Source organism: Brevibacterium sp. CT2-23B, assembly GCF_013168765.1.
Classification (GTDB): Bacteria; Actinomycetota; Actinomycetes; order Actinomycetales; family Brevibacteriaceae; genus Brevibacterium; species Brevibacterium sediminis.
On sequence record NZ_JABBYK010000007.1, the window covers coordinates 156388 to 173360 of the forward strand.

At 62.8% G+C, this 16973-nt stretch carries 16 protein-coding genes; 10 read left to right on the forward strand and 6 right to left on the reverse strand.

Annotation, left to right across the window (positions count from 1 at the left end; genetic code table 11):
* Positions 1-189: 189 nt before the first annotated feature.
* From HIM68_RS17410 to HIM68_RS17420, 3 genes are all read right to left on the reverse strand, one after another.
* Positions 190-1908 (reverse strand): DUF2075 domain-containing protein, encoded by a 1719-nt coding sequence (locus HIM68_RS17410; protein WP_172174648.1) that lies wholly within the window; start codon positions 1906-1908, stop codon positions 190-192.
* The gene (locus HIM68_RS17415; RefSeq protein WP_172174651.1) at positions 1895-2212 is read right to left on the reverse strand and encodes a nucleotide pyrophosphohydrolase; all 318 of its coding nucleotides are present in this window, start codon (positions 2210-2212) and stop codon (positions 1895-1897) included. The genes HIM68_RS17410 and HIM68_RS17415 overlap by 14 nt, the downstream gene beginning before the upstream one ends.
* 175 nt (positions 2213-2387) lie before the next feature.
* On the reverse strand, positions 2388-3362 hold the full coding sequence (locus HIM68_RS17420; protein WP_172174654.1) for a quinone oxidoreductase: 975 nt from the start codon (positions 3360-3362) through the stop codon (positions 2388-2390).
* A gap of 44 nt (positions 3363-3406) precedes the next feature.
* On the opposite strand from HIM68_RS17420, the gene argC reads away from it, so the two are divergent.
* From argC to HIM68_RS17460, 8 genes are all read left to right on the forward strand, one after another.
* Complete coding sequence (argC, locus tag HIM68_RS17425) at positions 3407-4516, forward strand: N-acetyl-gamma-glutamyl-phosphate reductase (RefSeq protein ID WP_172174657.1); 1110 nt, start codon at positions 3407-3409, stop codon at positions 4514-4516.
* Entirely contained in the window at positions 4513-5691 is a 1179-nt protein-coding gene (argJ, locus tag HIM68_RS17430) for a bifunctional glutamate N-acetyltransferase/amino-acid acetyltransferase ArgJ (RefSeq protein WP_172174660.1), read from the forward strand. The genes argC and argJ overlap by 4 nt, the downstream gene beginning before the upstream one ends.
* Entirely contained in the window at positions 5688-6716 is a 1029-nt protein-coding gene (gene argB, locus HIM68_RS17435; protein WP_253904034.1) for an acetylglutamate kinase, read from the forward strand. The genes argJ and argB overlap by 4 nt, the downstream gene beginning before the upstream one ends.
* On the forward strand, positions 6713-7963 hold the full coding sequence (locus HIM68_RS17440; protein WP_172174663.1) for an acetylornithine transaminase: 1251 nt from the start codon (positions 6713-6715) through the stop codon (positions 7961-7963). Before argB ends, HIM68_RS17440 begins: the two co-directional genes overlap by 4 nt.
* 30 nt (positions 7964-7993) lie before the next feature.
* Positions 7994-8914: an ornithine carbamoyltransferase gene (argF, locus tag HIM68_RS17445; protein ID WP_172174666.1), complete on the forward strand. Its 921-nt coding sequence runs from the start codon at positions 7994-7996 to the stop codon at positions 8912-8914.
* Positions 8914-9435, forward strand: coding sequence for an arginine repressor (locus tag HIM68_RS17450; protein WP_172174669.1), 522 nt, complete (start codon positions 8914-8916; stop codon positions 9433-9435). Before argF ends, HIM68_RS17450 begins: the two co-directional genes overlap by 1 nt.
* Positions 9436-9594: 159 nt before the next feature.
* Positions 9595-11016: an argininosuccinate lyase gene (gene argH / locus HIM68_RS17455; protein ID WP_172174672.1), complete on the forward strand. Its 1422-nt coding sequence runs from the start codon at positions 9595-9597 to the stop codon at positions 11014-11016.
* Between the two features lie 17 nt (positions 11017-11033).
* Positions 11034-11873: a GIY-YIG nuclease family protein gene (locus tag HIM68_RS17460; RefSeq protein ID WP_172174675.1), complete on the forward strand. Its 840-nt coding sequence runs from the start codon at positions 11034-11036 to the stop codon at positions 11871-11873.
* 55 nt (positions 11874-11928) lie between these two features.
* On the opposite strand, the gene HIM68_RS17465 is transcribed toward HIM68_RS17460, so the two are convergent.
* Positions 11929-13170, reverse strand: a complete 1242-nt coding sequence (locus HIM68_RS17465) for an RNA polymerase sigma factor (RefSeq protein ID WP_216657241.1) — start codon at positions 13168-13170, stop codon at positions 11929-11931.
* A gap of 2 nt (positions 13171-13172) precedes the next feature.
* On the reverse strand, positions 13173-13565 hold the full coding sequence (locus HIM68_RS17470) for a YciI family protein (RefSeq protein ID WP_172174681.1): 393 nt from the start codon (positions 13563-13565) through the stop codon (positions 13173-13175).
* Between the two features lie 255 nt (positions 13566-13820).
* Between HIM68_RS17470 and tyrS the strand changes: the two genes are divergently transcribed.
* Both tyrS and HIM68_RS17480 read left to right on the forward strand, forming a co-directional pair.
* Entirely contained in the window at positions 13821-15107 is a 1287-nt protein-coding gene (gene tyrS / locus HIM68_RS17475; protein WP_172174683.1) for a tyrosine--tRNA ligase, read from the forward strand.
* Positions 15108-15421: 314 nt separating this feature from the next.
* On the forward strand, positions 15422-15823 hold the full coding sequence (locus HIM68_RS17480; protein ID WP_092012873.1) for a YccF domain-containing protein: 402 nt from the start codon (positions 15422-15424) through the stop codon (positions 15821-15823).
* Between the two features lie 9 nt (positions 15824-15832).
* On the opposite strand, the gene HIM68_RS17485 is transcribed toward HIM68_RS17480, so the two are convergent.
* Positions 15833-16675 (reverse strand): formate/nitrite transporter family protein, encoded by an 843-nt coding sequence (locus tag HIM68_RS17485; RefSeq protein ID WP_172174686.1) that lies wholly within the window; start codon positions 16673-16675, stop codon positions 15833-15835.
* Positions 16676-16973: the final 298 nt, after the last annotated feature.

The following is a 16973-nucleotide window of genomic DNA, read 5'->3' on the forward strand; positions in this document are numbered from 1 at the left end:
GTTTTCAGTTTCGGATCCTCTGGGCGGCTCACTCCGTCTTCTGCAAGAGAATGTTTTTCGCCGGGAAGGGCCCGGCGCAGCGTTTGGTGACGCAAATCTGGCTTGAGACAATCAGGGGCGTCTCATGCCGAAAGTGTTTCGAAACCCATAGTTTACGGATCAGGGACAAGCAGTTGAGTCACCGGTGTCTCAGAAAAATCCTTGGAGTCGGTCTCGCAGAGCGGTGTCGCATACTTGGACGTATGTTCCAAGGATTCCTCGGGTGAGTAGGACGCTGTAGATGTTCTTCACGTACTCGAGCAAGTCTTTGTCGGAGTATTGGATCCCTAGCTTCGGGTTGTTCTCCTTGCCTTTCTTGTCGTGATAGTTCGAGCGGTCGAAGGTGAGCTTGCCCGCGACAGGGTCGTAGCGAAGGTCGTTTCCGACGATGACTCCGACGTAGTTGAGGTCGTAGCCCTGTACTGTGTGGATCGAACCGACCTCGTCGACCGATTTTGGTGAGTTGATCCAATCAGTCGTGGTTGTGTTCCATCGCATCCGTTGACCGTCGAGTTCGATGTCATACGCAGTCTTGTCGTTCTTGCTGTTCCATGGCCAGGCATAGCCTGCAACTAGACGAGACAATCCGTGCTCTTCTTCGCGTTTCTGAAGCTCCCGGCGCATTTCGCCTAGATCGGTGAACATCCGCAGGTCGTATTCTCCGAAGTCTTCGCGTGATGCTGGTGGATTGTCGCTGAGTACCTCACGTATGTATTTGACGTAGTCTTTGTCAGCAGAGGTCCGCATCTGTGTCTGAAGGCGGTAGAAGCGGCTGGCGGCTCGGGCTCGAGAGGATAGCTCCCGAGTCGTGGTTGCTGGCAGATCTGCGGGGCGGACGGTTTGGCCGACGTCGAGCATGAGAATCGAGTGGTGACTTTGCTTCCGAATCCAATCCAACTGAGTCTTCAGCGGGTCATCCCAGCCAAACAGTTTCTCGTTGATCTCTATGAACTTCTTGTTGAGTGGTCCCGAGGCCTGATTCGCTCGCTGATTGAGCCTGTGTGCCTCGTCTACGACAAGGAGATCGAATCGATCTGAGCTCTCGCCGACCTGGAACGGCGTTAACACCATGCCTTTACTCAGACCGGGCGTCTGTCTGAACACCTTAGCGATCGAGTCGCGCAACGACTGTTGAGGGACGACGATGGCGAATCGCAGAGATTCGAGCAACTCTGCATGTCCAGGGGTGAAGTAGTCGCTGAAGATGGAATCTATGTCGAGGGGCTCCTCGGAATCATGCCGCCGGATGTCCTCGAGCAGTTTGAGCAGATAGATGGCCACCACAGTTTTGCCCGTACCGGGGTTGCCCTCGACCACCACAGTATTGTCGACGCCGCTCTCGAGGTCATTGAAGAAGCCTTCGAGTATGTCATTCACCGCGGCAGCCTGGTCATGATTCAGCGCTTTGAATGGCGAAAGCTTGAAAAGGTCGCTGTTGACGATCTGCGGAATGGTGCGTTTGAAGAGTTCCTCCTGAGTTCGCAACTCTTCGAAGATCTGCCGGAACGTCTTGTTGTAGTTGTCCCGGTCGTAGTAGTCGGCATCCGTGATTCCGGCGTTGAGGTTGAGGACTTGTCGACTCGCGTCGCCGTGGAACATTCGAATGAGAAACGACTCTAGATCTAAACACGCAGACTTATTAAACGTGTCGTCGAGAACGACTCTGACCGTTTCAAGGTTCCGCTTTGAGTCAGACTCGAGGTGCTGCTTCATCCGGCCCTCTACGTTGAGGGACTCGCCGACATAGACCTCTTCTGTATTGTTCATGACATACACGACGGGCCAGTTACTGTGACGAGGGTCGACGGATCCCCATGCTTTGACCTTGTCGGCGTCGAAGGGGAAGCGTTCGACTTTAAAGCTGGTCATATTTCACGCTCGTGCCTCGAGCCTTTTCCACTGGATACTTCTCGCGAGTCTTGGCCAGCTTGTCCAAAATGATGGTGTCGGGATCCAGGCCCAGCTTGTCCGCGAGCAACATGCAATAGGTCAGCACATCCGCCAACTCGTCCTTTGCGGACTCGAGGTCGGCATCTCCCCATTGGAAACATTCGAGTAGCTCTCCGGCTTCGATGGAAACGCTCTTCGCGAGATTCTCGGGGGAGTGGAACTGCTGCCAATCGCGTTCTGCCATGAACTGACGGATTGTGTCGCGAACAGAATCTTCGTACATGACTTCAAGGTATCAGCGACGTGCGACAAGTGGGCGAAGCCAAACGCAAATTGGATCTCATGTATCAACCAAGCGGGATCGGAGTGGGTTCAGTCATACGCCGTTATCCCGACAAATGGGGCCCGGAGTTCCTGTTCATTTTCAGCAACTCCGGGCCCAACCTCATGTAGCTGAGTCAGGCGGTCAAGACAACCTTGCCGGTAGTCTTACGGCCCTCGAGCGCACGATGCGCATCAGCAGCTTCAGCCAACCCGAACGTCGCACCGACGCGGAAGTTGAGCCAGCCGTGTTCGATGCCGTTGAAGAGCATTGCCGAACGCTTCGCCAGCTCCTCCGAGCTACGGACGAACCATGCCAGGGACGGACGGGAGAGGAAGATTCCGCCCGAAGAGTTCAGACGCTGAATGTCGAACGGCGGCACCTGACCCGAGGCCCCGCCGAAGAGCACCATCGATCCCAACGGCTTGATCGATGCCAGTGACGCATCGAAAGTGTCTTTGCCGACGCCGTCATACGCGACATCGACGCCCTCTCCGTCGGTGAGCTCCTTGACCTTCGCCGTGATATCGACGCCCTCACCGTAGAGGAACGCCTCGTCGGCACCGGCCTTCCGCGAGAGCTCCGCCTTCTCCTCAGTGCTCACCGTCGAAATGACATTGCCACCCAGATGCTTGATGATCTGCGTGAGCAGCAGACCCACACCACCGGCGCCGGCATGAACCAAAGCAGTCTGACCCGGCTTGATCTCATGCGAACTCGTCGCCAGGTACTGCGCTGTCAGGCCCTGCAACGGCATCGCGGCAGCCACCTCGGTGCTCACGCCCTCTGTTACGCGCAGGAGGTTGTCCGTGTTGACGACGACCTGCGTCGCATACGAGCCCGGAGCTTCGTGCCAGGCCACGCGATCGCCGACCTGCCAGCTCTCGATGCCTTCGCCCACCTCGGTGATGCGACCCGTGCCCTCGGAGCCGACGATGTGCGGGTAGTCCATCGGATACACGCCCGAACGACGGTAGGTGTCGATGAAATTCACGCCCGCGGCCTCGACGTTGACGAGCACCTCACCGGGGCCCGGCTTCGGAGTCTCGATCTCACCGAACTCAAGGACCTCGGGTCCACCAGCCTGCATCGCACGAACTGCCTGGGTCATGACGCCTCCTGCATATAAATTAATTGCCTGGTATGGTTATACATATGAACGATCTTACGGTTGCCGTCTCCGGTGCCACCGGATACGCCGGAGGAGAGGTCCTCCGGCTGCTGAGCACTCACCCCCACTTGAACGTCTCCACAGTGTGCGGACATTCCACCGCGGGTGAGAAGCTCGGCCGACATCAACCCCATCTTCCCCGATTCTCTGACCTCGTGGTCCAGGAGTCCACCGCCGAGGTGCTCGCCGGCCACGATGTCGTCATCCTCGCACTCCCGCACGGTCAGTCCGGACAGATCGCCGCCGAACTCGAACAGACGAGCCCCGACACCCTCATCGTCGACCTCGCCGCCGACCACCGACTCATCAGCGCCGCCGCCTGGGAAAAGTTCTACGGCTCCGAACATCAGGGCACCTGGACCTATGGCCTGCCCGAACTGCTCACCTCTGATGGCACGAAACAGCGCGAAGCACTCAAGTCCACCAAGCGCATTGCCGTGCCCGGCTGCAATGTCACCGCCGTGACCCTTGGGCTCGCACCGCTCATCCAGGCCGGACTGGCCGCGCCCGCCGGGCTCAACGCAGTGCTCGCCAACGGAGTCTCCGGGGCAGGGAAGGCACTCAAGCCCCACCTCACCGCCGCGGAGATCCTCGGCAATGCCTCGCCCTACGGAACCGGCGGCACCCACCGGCACGTGCCCGAGATCGAACAGAACCTCAACGGCGTCCTCGGCGCCGACGCCGCCGACGGCCCCACCCGGATCTCCTTCACCCCGACACTCGTGCCCATGGCCCGAGGCATCCTCGCGACCATCACCGCCGACGCCGGCGAGGCCGCACCACGCGCCGCCGAAGGCCTCCTCGAGACCGCGGCACTCAAGGACCAGCTCGCCGCGGCCTTCGACCAGGCGTACGCCGACGAACCCTTCGTCCGTGTCCTTCCCGACGGCCAGTGGCCGCAGACCGCAGCCACCACCGGATCGAACGTCGCACAGATCCAGTTCACCGTCGACGAACGCGCCGAAAAGATCCTCGTCGTCGTTGCACTGGACAACCTGGTCCGCGGCACGGCCGGACAAGCCATCCAATCCATCCACCTGGCCCTCGGTCTCGACGAGACCACCGCCCTTCCCCTCGAAGGAGTCGCCCCATGAGCGTCACCGCCCCACTCGGCTTCACCGCCGCCGGACTCACCGCCGGACTCAAACCCTCCGGCACCAAAGACCTCTCCCTGGTCATCAACAACGGACCCGACACCGCCGTCGCCGCCGTCTTTACCTCCAACCGGTGCAAGGCCAACCCCGTCCTGTGGTCCCAGAAGGCCTCGGCCAATGGGCAGGCGCGCGCCGTCGTCCTCAACTCCGGGGGAGCAAACTGCTACACCGGAGACTTCGGCTACGAGACCACCACGCTGACCGCGCAGACCACCGCCGAACTCCTCACCGACGCCGGCACCGACACCCAGGCCGACGACGTGCTCGTCTGCTCGACCGGACTCATCGGTGTCGGCGGCCAGGACTTCCGTGACTCCATCGTGAACAACCTCGCTCCGCTCGTCGCCGCCGCCGACACGAGCGTCGAAGCCGGACAGTCTGCAGCTGAGGCGATCATGACGACCGACACCGTCGCGAAGGTCGCCAGCCGCACCGGCTCCAGTGGGTTCACGATCGGCGGCATGGCCAAAGGCGCGGGCATGCTCGCACCCGGACTCGCGACGATGCTCGTCGTCATCACCACCGACGCCAAACTCGACCAAGCGACTCTCGACCAGGCACTGCGTGCCTCGACGAGCCAATCGTTCGACCGCCTCGACACCGACGGCTGCATGTCGACGAACGACACCGTCATCCTCATGTCCTCCGGCGCCCACGACGCCGCCGTCGACGCGGACGAGTTCACCACCCTGCTGCGCGAACTCTGCCTCGACCTCATGCACCAACTCCACGTCGACGCCGAAGGCGCCCACCACGACATCGCCATCACCACCCGCGGAGCCGCCAGCGAACAAGACGCCGTCGAGGTCGCCCGCTCCGTGGCACGGTCGGCCCTGTTCAAGGCTGCGATCTTCGGGGAGGACCCGAACTGGGGTCGCGTCGTCGCTCAGGTGGGAACCACCTCGGCGGATTTCGATCCCACCACGATCGACGTGATCATCAACGGCGTCCAGGTGTGCACGGCCTCCGGCCCCGACGAAGACCCCGCGAACGTGACGTTCGATCGCACCGTCGACGTCACCATCGACCTCCACGCCGGTGACGACACCGCCACCGTGTGGACCTCGGACCTCACCCACGACTACGTCGAAGAGAACAGCGCCTACTCCTCATGAACACCCCCGTAGACATGTCCACGAAATCCACGGCCGCCCGGCTCGCCGCCGCCCAGGTCAAGGCCGAAGCCCTGACCGAGGCGCTGCCCTGGATCAAGACCTTCGCCGGAGCCACGATCGTCATCAAATACGGCGGCAACGCCATGGTCTCCCCGGAGCTGCAGCAGTCCTTCGCCGATGACATCGCGTTCCTCCGCTTCGCCGGCATCCGCCCCGTCGTCGTCCACGGCGGCGGCCCCCAGATCTCAGCCATGCTGAAACGCCTGGGCATCGAATCCGAGTTCAAGGCTGGACAGCGCGTGACCACGGAGGAAGCCGCCGAAGTCATCCGCATGGTGCTGTCCGGCCAGGTCAACCGCGACATCGTGTCCCGGATCAACCAGAACGGTGACGCCGCGATCGGTCTGTCCGGTGAAGACGCGGACCTCCTGCTGGCGAACAAAACTACCGCCGAGGTGGACGGCGAGACCATCGACCTCGGCCGGGTGGGCGAGATCGACCAGGTCAACACCACCGTGCTCACCGAGCTCCTCGACGCCGGACGGGTCCCCGTCATCTGCTCCATCGCCTCCGAGATCGGGGGAGAGGCTGGGAAGCCGCTCAACATCAATGCGGATCTGGCCGCCTCGGCGGTGGCGAAGGCGCTGAAGGCACACAAACTCATCATGCTCACCGATGTGCCCGGCCTCTACGCGAACTGGCCGGATACGTCCTCGCTTATCTCCCGCATCGACCCGGACAAGCTGCGCGAACTCCTGCCCTCGCTCGACTCGGGAATGATCCCGAAGATGACCGCGGCGCTCGAGGCGATCGAGCACGGGGTCAAGCAGGCCCACATCATCGACGGCCGGATGGCGCATTCTCTCCTCCTCGAGGTCTTCACCTCGGAGGGCATCGGCACCATGGTCGAGGACACCATCGTCGAACCCGCACCGCTGGGCGACGGGCACCAAACGAACCCCGCCGAGGCGGCCCCGACGGACGAGACGAACACAAGCGAGAACAGCAACGGAGGACGTTCATGACCGAGACGACCGATCAGACTTCGGCCGGGCAGGGTTCCGATCAGGCCCAGACGTGGCGGGACGATTTCTCCCGTGTGCTGTCCCCGGTGTTCGGATCCCCGCAGCTCGACATCGTCCGCGGTGAAGGATCCTATGTGTGGGATGCCTCGGGCAAGCAGTACCTCGACCTGCTCGCCGGCATCGCCGTCAACGCCTTGGGCCACTGCCATCCCGCGTGGGTCAACGCCATCACCGAGCAGGCGTCGACACTCGGCCACATCTCGAACTTCTTCACCTCGCCGCCCCAGATCGCCCTGGCGAACAAGATCCACGAGATCCTCAACTTGCCGACCGGCTCCGCCGTGTTCTTCTCGAACTCCGGCACCGAAGCCAACGAGGCGGCCTTCAAGATGGGCCGCCGCGCCGGGGGAGGGGGACGCCCCTTCATCATCGCCGTCGAGGGCGCCTTCCACGGCCGCACCATGGGATCACTGGCGCTGACGGCGAAGGAAGCCTACCGCGAACCCTTCGCTCCGGGAGTCCCCGGAGTCGTCCACGTCCCCTACGGCGACGTCGAGGCACTGGCCGCAGCGATCAACGACAACACCGCCGCCGTATTCATCGAACCCATCCAGGGTGAGGTCGGCGTGCGCAAGCACCCGGAAGGCTATCTCAAGGCCGCCCGCGAGCTGACGACGAAGGTCGGGGCGCTTCTCGTCCTCGACGAGGTGCAGTCAGGCATCGGGCGCACCGGATACTGGTTCGCCCACCAGGACTGGTCGATCGGCGAGGGCATCACGCCCGACATCATCACCTCGGCGAAGGGCCTCGGTGGAGGCATGCCCATCGGTGCCACCATCACCGTCGGGGACGCGAACACGAAGCTGCTCGAGGCCGGTCAGCACGGCACAACCTTCGGCGGCAACCCGATCGCCTGCGCGGCCGCCTTGGCGGTGCTCGAGACCATCGAATCCGAGGGTCTCCACGATCATGCCGCCGACATCAACGATTGGCTGACACCACAACTCACCGCCATCGACGGCATCGGCGAGATCACCGGACAGGGCCTGCTCATCGGCATCGAACTGCTGCCGAGTGCCGCAGGCGAGATCCCGGATTCGAAGGCCGTCGCGGCTCGCGCACTCGAAGCCGGGTTCATTATCAACCCGGTTGCACCGGGACGCCTGCGTCTGGCCCCGCCGCTGACCATCACGGAAGAGGAACTGGCCCCGTTCGTCGCGGCCCTGCCCGGCCTCATCGCCGGCTGATCCCCACTCACGCTTTCCAAAGGACCCACCATGACTCGCCATTTCCTCAAGGACACCGACCTCACCCCGGCCGAGCAGGCCGAGGTCCTCGACCTCGCCGTCGAACTCAAGGCCGCCCCCTACTCGCGGACCCCGCTGGCCGGCCCGCAGACCGCCGCCGTCATCTTCGACAAGACCTCGACACGCACTCGGGTCTCGTTCGCTGCCGGCATCGCCGCGCTCGGCGGGCAGCCCCTCATCATCAACCCCGGTGAGGCACAGCTCGGGCACAAGGAATCCATCGCCGACACCGCCCAGGTGATGTCCCGGATGGTCTCGACGATCATCTGGCGCACCTACGCCCAGTCTGGCCTCGAAGAGATGGCCGAGCACTCCTCCGTGCCCGTCATCAACTCCCTGTCCGATGACTTCCACCCCTGCCAGATCCTGGCCGACCTGCTCACCATCCGCGAACACCGCGGCGACGTCAAGGGCCAGACCATGACGTACTACGGCGACGGGGCGAACAATATGGCCAACTCCTATGCCCTCGGCGGAGTCAACGCCGGAATGCACGTGCGCATCGCCGCCCCCGAAGGCTTCCAGCCTGCCGCCGCGATCGTCGCCGAAGCCGAAGCCCTCGCCGCTCAGACCGGCGGATCGCTCACCGTCACCGACGATCCCGTGGCCGCCACCACCGGTGCCGACGTCCTCGTCACCGACACCTGGGTGTCCATGGGGCAGGACTCCGCCGGACGTGACGACGAGGCCTCTCCGTTCACGAAGTTCCAGGTCAACCAGGAACTCATGAACCTTGGCAACGACGCGATCTTCCTCCACTGCCTGCCCGCCTACCGCGGCAAGGAGGTCACGGCCGAAGTCATCGACGGCCCCGCCTCGGTGGTCTTCGACGAAGCCGAGAACCGCCTCCACGCGCAGAAAGCGCTCATGACCTTCCTCCTGGAGCGATGATGGCCGAGATGAATAACAGTGCACCGCTGACGAAGACCGCCCGACAGCAGAAGATCATCGATCTCATCACACGCCAGTCCGTGCGGTCCCAGATCGAACTCGCCGAGGCGCTCGCGACGCAGGGCATCACCGTCACCCAGGCGACCCTGTCGCGCGACCTCGCCGAGGTGGGGGCCGTGAAGATCCGGTCCACCGCGGGATCCGTGTACGCCGTTCCCGGTGAGGGCGGGGACCGGTCCCTGCAGCAGTCGACGGGGGAGTCCCTCGACGCGAAGCTCCCGCGGATCCTCGAGGAGCTGCTCGTCTCCGCGGTCTCCCAGGACAACACGGTCGTGCTGCGCACCCCGCCTGGAGCTGCACAGTATCTGGCGTCGGCGATCGACCGGTCGTCGATGGTCGGGATCTTCGGCACACTCGCCGGCGACGACACGGTGCTCGTCATCGCCGATGCCGCGGTCGGGGGAGCGGCCCTGGCCGAGACCTTCCTCGAATACGCGGCGGGCGGATTGGCCGAGGGGTGAGCCTCTGTCGGCGGGCCCTGGAATTGGGCGCGCCGCCTCGGTGGGAATCCCACGGGACGGACGGCCGCCTCGGCGAAGGAAAACTGGAACAATGACAACTGAGTTTCATCATTTCAATGAACGGGCCGGCGCATCCGTGCTGGTGGGAAAGGACGATCTGTGAGCGAACGACTGAGCCTGTGGGGCGGACGATTCTCCGACGGTCCGGCCGATGCGCTGGCCGCGCTGAGCAAGTCCACGGACTTCGACTGGCGCCTGGCGAAGTACGACATCGCGGGATCCAAGGCCCACGCGAAGGTCCTCCACCACGCGGGACTGCTCACCGATGACGAGCTGTCGGGGATGCACTCGGCACTCGACGAGCTGCTGCGTCGGGTCGAAGCCGGCGAATACGTCGCCGCCGAGTCCGACGAGGATGTGCACTCGTCGCTGGAGCGCGGGCTCATCGAGATCGCGGGGCCCGAGCTCGGCGGGAAGCTGCGTGCCGGACGGTCCCGCAACGACCAGATCGCGACGATGGGTCGGATGTACCTTCGCGACCATGCCCGTGAGGTCGCCGGCCTCGTGCTCGACACCGTCGAGGTGCTCATCGCTCAGGCGGAAGAGCATCCCGAGGCGCCGATGCCCGGGCGCACGCACCTCCAGCACGCTCAGCCGGTGCTGTTGGCTCACCACCTGCTTGCTCATGCGTGGCCGCTGCTGCGCGATGTCGCCCGCTTCGTCGATTTCGATGCGCGAGCAGGGGTCTCTGCGTATGGTTCGGGTGCTCTGGCTGGTTCGTCGTTGGGGCTCGATCCGCAGGCCGTGGCCGCGGACCTCGGGTTCAACGATTCGGTGGAGAACTCCATCGACGGCACCGCGTCGCGCGATGTCTTCGCCGAGTACCTGTTCATCACGACGATGATCGGCATCGATCTTTCGCGTCTGTCCGAGGAGGTCATCGCGTGGGCGACGAAGGAGTTCTCGTTCGTCACCCTGCATGATGCGTACTCGACGGGATCGTCGATCATGCCGCAGAAGAAGAACCCCGACGTCGCCGAGCTCACCCGCGGCAAGTCTGGTCGCCTCATCGGTGATCTCACCGGCCTGCTGTCGACGCTCAAGGCGCTGCCGTTGGCGTACAACCGGGATCTGCAGGAGGACAAGGAGCCGGTCTTCGACGCCACCGATACGCTCGAGCTGCTGCTGCCGGCGTTCACCGGGATGGTCGCGACGCTGAAGTTCGATACCGAGCGGATGGCGTATCTGGCTCCGCGCGGGTTCGCGCTGGCCACGGACATCGCCGAGTGGCTCGTGCGTGAGGGTGTGCCGTTCCGTGTGGCTCATGAGCTCTCGGGCGCGTGCGTGCAGCTGGCCGAGTCGCGGGACGTCGAGCTGTGGGATCTCTCCGACGAGGACTTCGCGGGGATTTCGCCGCACCTCACTCCGGCGGTTCGTGAGGTGCTCACGACGCTGGGGTCGATCGATTCGCGGTCGGCAAAGGGTGGCACGGCTCGTTCGGCCGTCGATCAGCAGATTGCGAATGCGAAGGCCGAGGTCACACGCCTGCGCGAGTTCGCGGGGTCGGCTCGCAGCGTGTGAGAGGCTGAGGAGTGGGTGTGTCGTATTCCTTTCAAGGCGATCTGACGCTTGGGCATATTCTCAGCGCGGCCGGAATCGCGCACTCAGATGCCCTCGTTATTCGTCATACGTATAACTCCGACGGTTTGGCCAGTGAAGCGGATCTGACAGATGAAAAGATTTTGGCTTATACGCGCCGACAGTCTCACCGAAACAAGATCGGTGCACGTCCTCCCAAACTTTGGTTGAGCTTCATCGCTGAAGGGGGACTTCGCTCTCGTTTCCTCACAGCTCATGAAAACCACGGAGTGCTGGAGACGGAAACCACTAGCGACCATCGATATTTCGATCTTCGGCGATCGGAAGCCCTGGAGAGTCTGCGCAGTCGGCTGACGATCGAGTGGTCACGTGACCCCGTCAACTGGGCGAAACGTGGCGAGCTCGCTGAAAAATTCGGAGTGCTTGAAATCGCTGACCCGAAGATCAAGCCCTTTCCAGGATTCGACAGCGTGCTCATCGACTACCCAACGCTGGGACTGGTGATTGAAGACGCCCGATTCCGGGACTGGCGAACTGCCTTGTCCGCAGTACAAGGGGTGTATCTGATCGTCGACAGAGATACTGGTCGACAGTATGTGGGGAAGGCCGACGGCCGAGAACGAATTTTGGGCAGATGGCGAGAGTACTGGAAATCAGGTCACGGTGGAAACGTCGGTCTTCGCGATGCCTACGCTTCCGAATCTGTGGCTCCTGACCGATTCCAGTTCAGTCTGCTCCGCGTGTTCGGTCCAGAGGTCCCGGCAGATCAGGTCAATGCTGCGGAATCCCACTTCAAATCGGCACTTCTTTCTCGACCATTTGGATTCAACCGAAACTGATGACTCCACGAGACTGCGTTGCGTGACGTCGAATTATGAGAACTCTCCTGCCCCTTCAGATCTTGTCGGAAGTGACTTCGTCGCTCAGCCGAGTGATCTGAGCGTTGATGTATCTCTGCTCAGGGACGTTCGTGCACAGTCTGCTGGCGGTCCGGTAGGCAGTCAGTGCCTCGGCGGAATCTCCGAGGGCCTCCAGTATCGGTGCTCGGACGGCATGCAGCCGGTGACTTCGGCTCATGCGCTTGTCAGCGAGGAGTGGCTCGAGCATCTCCAGGGCCGCACGGGGTCCGTGGACCTCGCTGACGGCGACCGCGTAATTCAAAGTGACCGTCGGAGACGGCGCAATGCGCGCGAGCATCGAGTAGAGCTCGACGATCTGAGGCCAGTCAGTCTCCTCCCAGGTCGCTGCTTCTGAATGGACCGCCGAGATGGCAGCCTGCAGCTGGTAGGCCCCGACCGGTCCGGTTGGGAGTGCGGCCTCCAGAAGGCTGACTCCTTCAGAGACCAGCGTCGAATTCCACCGCTTGCGATCCTGATTGCGCAGAGTCACCAACTCACCGGCATGGGACCTGCGGCCCGGTCGGCGTGCCTCGCTGAGCAGCATGAGCGCAAGCAATCCCGCAGTCTCGGTCTCATCGGGCAGTGCTGCATGAAGCAGACGAGCCAGCCTGATGGCCTCGTCCGTGACCGCTTGGTCGAATAGGTCGTCACTGTTCGGGCGACTGTGACCGGCGGTGTACATGAGGTAGAGGGCATGGAGCATCGCGGGAAGCCGCTCGGTCGTAGTCTCTGGACGCGGGAAGTGCCGACCGTTCTCATCGATCGTGGACTTGGCTCTGCTGATTCTCTGTCCCGCGGTGGCGGACGGAATGAGATACAGGGCGGCGATCTGGTCCGTGCTCAAGCCGAGGACGGCCCGCAATGTCAAGGTCACCTGAGCATCGGGACTGAGCGACGGATGACAACACAGAGCGAGGACCTGAAGTGAGGAATCACGGTTCTCAAGGGCCGCCTCGGCGATGACAATCTGATCGGGGCGATCACGCGAGAACACCCTCCGCTCGCGTTCGAGTCGCGAGCCGTCCTGACGCTTGGCATCGATGAGCCGACGGGACGCGACCCGCAGCAGCCAGCCTCGGGGTTTGTCCGGCACACCTTTCGTCGGCCACTGCTGGGATGCTTCGAACAGTGCTTCCTGAACGGCGTCCTCGCACGCGGCGAAGTCACCGAATCGCCTCATCAGAGCAGCGAGGATGTGCGGCGACTCGCGGCGCCACACATCCTCACTGGTCGTCATCGTCATTCTCCGTCGTCACCGAAGACCATGATCGGTCGCAGCTCGACGGTCTCCCCGGGGCCGGCGAATCGGGCGGCGATTTCCTCGGCGCGTTCCTGCGATTCGACGTCGATCTTGAAGAACCCAGCGAGGTGCTCTTTCGACTCCGCGTAGGGGCCGTCGTTCGATGTCGGCCCACCGGCCTTCCACCGGTAAAGCGTGGAGGTTGCGGGGTCGCCCAGAGCCTCGCCGCCGACCAGTTCGCCTCGCTCCTGAAGTTCGCCCAGGAGTTTCTCGAAGTCAGCATCCAACTTTTCCCGCTCTTCTTTGGGCAGGGCCTGCACCTCGGCAACATAGTCGCCGGTGGGGTGACCCCAAGGCTGCGGATTCGAGTGGATGAGAATGACGTACTTCATTGTTCTGCCTTTCGTCGAGGACCGCCTCTCGGCCCTTCTAGTGTGACATCGAGGCTGAGTCGGAGATTTCGACAGCTGGGCGATACTTTTTCTGGCATCCGCTTTCAAGGTATGGCTCCAGTGATGTCATCGCGGCAACTATCGATGAGGGAAACTCTGCGGTCTCGGACCAAGGGCACGGCCGCCTCGGCGACCACGTAGAATTGACCCCGTCGGCTCCGCGCCGGCACAGACCACAGATTCGAAAGGACCGAAGTGACCGACATCTTCAGCGAACTCAAGGCCCGCGGGCTCGTCGCAGTATCTACTGACGAGACCGCCCTGCAGAAAGCCCTGGCCGAGGAGTCGCTGACCTATTATGTCGGTTTCGATCCGACGGCCCCGAGCTTGCACATGGGCAACCTCGTGCAGCTGCTCACCGCCGCCCGCCTCCAGCAGGCCGGACACAACCCGCTCGCCCTGGTCGGCGGCGCCACCGGTCTCATCGGCGACCCGCGCATGTCGGGGGAGCGGACGCTCAACCCGCGTGAGGTCGTCGAGGAGTGGGTGGCGAAGATCCGCGCTCAGGTCGAGAAGTTCCTCGACTTCGATGGCCCCCATGCCGCGCAGATCGTCAACAACCTCGACTGGACCTCGCAGCTGTCGGCCATCGACTTCCTCCGCGACATCGGCAAGCACTTCCCGGTCAACCGGATGCTCGCGAAGGAGTCCGTCTCCGCTCGCCTCAACAGCGAAGCCGGCATCTCCTTCACCGAGTTCTCGTACCAGATTCTCCAGGGCAACGACTACCTCGAGCTCAACCGCCGCTACGGCTGCTCCCTGCAGACCGGCGGCTCCGACCAGTGGGGCAACCTCACCTCGGGCGTCGACCTCATCCGCCGCGTCGAGCAGAAGTCCGTCCATGCCCTGGCCACCCCGCTGATCACGAAGGCCGATGGCACGAAGTTCGGCAAGACCGAATCCGGCACCGTGTGGCTCGATTCGTCGCTGACCAGCCCGTACGCGTTCAGCCAGTTCTGGCTCAACGCCGATGACCGCGACGTGGTGAGGTACCTCAAGGTGTTCTCGCTGCGCCCGCTCGATGAGATCGAAGCCATCGAAGCCGAGTTCACAGCTGCCCCGCACACCCGTGTGGCGCAGAAGGCCCTCGCCGAGGATGTCACCACCTTGGTCCACGGACGCCAGGCTTACGAACAGGCCATCGCCGCGGCCTCTGCCCTCTTCGGCGGGGGAGAGCTCGCCGGTCTCGATGCCTCGACGCTGGGTGCCGCAACTTCCGAGCTGCCGCGCGGTGAGGTGTCGACGACCCAGCTGGCCGAAGGCCTGCCTGTTGCGGATGCGTTCGTCGCTTCCGGCATCGTCAAGTCCAAGGGTGAGGCTCGCCGTGCCATCAAAGACGGGGGAGCGTACGTCAACAACGTCAAGGTCGCCGACCAGGAGCAGACTCTGACTTCCGGTGATGTGCTCTCGACAGAAGCTGGAGGAGTCGTCCTCCTGCGCCGAGGCAAGAAGACCCTGGGTGCTGTCGACATCGTTGGCTGAGCAAACACCGACCCTGACAATGCCGCGTCCTCCGCTTTCGGAGGGCGCGGCATTGTCGTATTCACGACGGTTGGATCGGTCCGACAACGGGAAACCTTGTCATCCGTGAATACAAAAGGCCGAGTTGTCGAGGCGGCCTCGGCGGCAGCACTGCGGCCAAGCAAATGCGATCAATCAGCGTGCGCTCTGGCAGACTGCGGTCAACCGTATCGCCGATGTGGGGCCATCACCATGGAAAAGCATGCGGTCATCGAGCAGACTGGCAGATGACGGACAACCGAACGAATACCGACTGACGAACGCACGAGGAGATCATGCGCACTCTGCTCAACATCATCTGGTTCATCTTCTCCGGCCTCTGGCTGGCGCTCGGATACTGGGCCGCCGGCATCATCGCCTGCATCTTCATCGTCACCATCCCGTGGGGCATCGCGTCATTCCGCATCGGCAACTACGCACTCTGGCCCTTCGGCCGCGAGGTCATCGAAACCCGCCCGGCCGGTGTGGCGACGACCCTGGGCAACATCATCTGGCTCATCGTCGCCGGTATCTGGCTTGCCATCGGACACGTCGTCACGTCGATCCCGCTGTTCATCTCGATCATCGGCATCCCGCTCGGCTGGGCGAACATCAAACTCATCCCCGTCTCGCTCATGCCGCTGGGCAAGCAGATCGTCGACAGCGACCGGCTGATGCCCGGCTACCGCGGAGCCTGAGTCACCGCTTTAGGAGCTCTGCTCCTCGAGTTCCTCGAGAGAGATGCGGTCTTGGCGTACTGCCCAGAGCACGCGGCGAGTGCGCACGATTCGGGGCAGGGTAATGATCAGCAGTCCGCCGAGCATGTTGAACGGGATCACGATTCCGAACCACTGCAGGAAATCGAGGATCGAAATGTCCGCGCCCGTCATCATGGCGGCGAAGATGACGATCGCATTGATAGCTCCGTGCAGCATGCTGACGCCGATCACCAACAGACCGGTGATCATACAGACGATCGCCTTGACGACGTCGTTCTGTGTTCCCTGCTGCATACGGGTTGACAAAGTGATTGTCGCGCCGGCCAGTAGTGAGAGGGCGAGCATGACGATGAGTGAAGACTGGTTGATATAGCCGAGCGCCATATCCGCAATCGTTTTGTGGTAATCCGGGAGGGCGATAACGATCAGCCAGGCGAAGACCGCGCCCCCGATTAGGTTCGTCACGAGAGTGGTCAGCCAGAGGCGGAGCACCTGGATCCAATTCGCCTGGCCGGCGATGACGGCGTTGATCGGAAGGAGGAATTCTTCGGTGAACAGTTCCGAGTGCGCCAGCTTCAATGCCAGAAGGCCGATGCCGAATGCCATCCCGGCGAGGATCGTCGACCCGGTCGCTTGCTTGACGAGCACCATGGCCAAGATGCCGAGCCCGACATCGATGCCGCCGAAGAGCCCGGTGACGATGAGTTCCGGCCACTTCCGGTTGAGCCGCTTGGCACCCTCAGTGACTGTATTGGCCGCCTCGTCGATGAGGGCGTCTTCGAGATCGAGGTCGTTGCGGCCAAGTCGTTCTCGCTGCTCTTTCTGAGTCATCCCGTCAGTGTAGGGGTCGGGACGCGCTGAAACGCTGGGAATCATCTGCACAATGAGGGCAATCTGCCGCCGCCGGCGAGAGTGTGGCGGGGTTCTGCAGCCGTGCGTTTGTGCCTGTGGAAGTAGGCGCGAAACCGGTCATCTGGAGCCGGTGACGGGTGTCACAGGTGAATTTCCGGTTTCGAGTTGCACGGTGGCTCTGGGGTGGTCTAGAGTTATATCTCGTTGCCCCGCCGGAAACACCGTCTTCGAGACAGAGTTTCCACCGGGTCTGACCAGGACAAACACGGTTTGATCT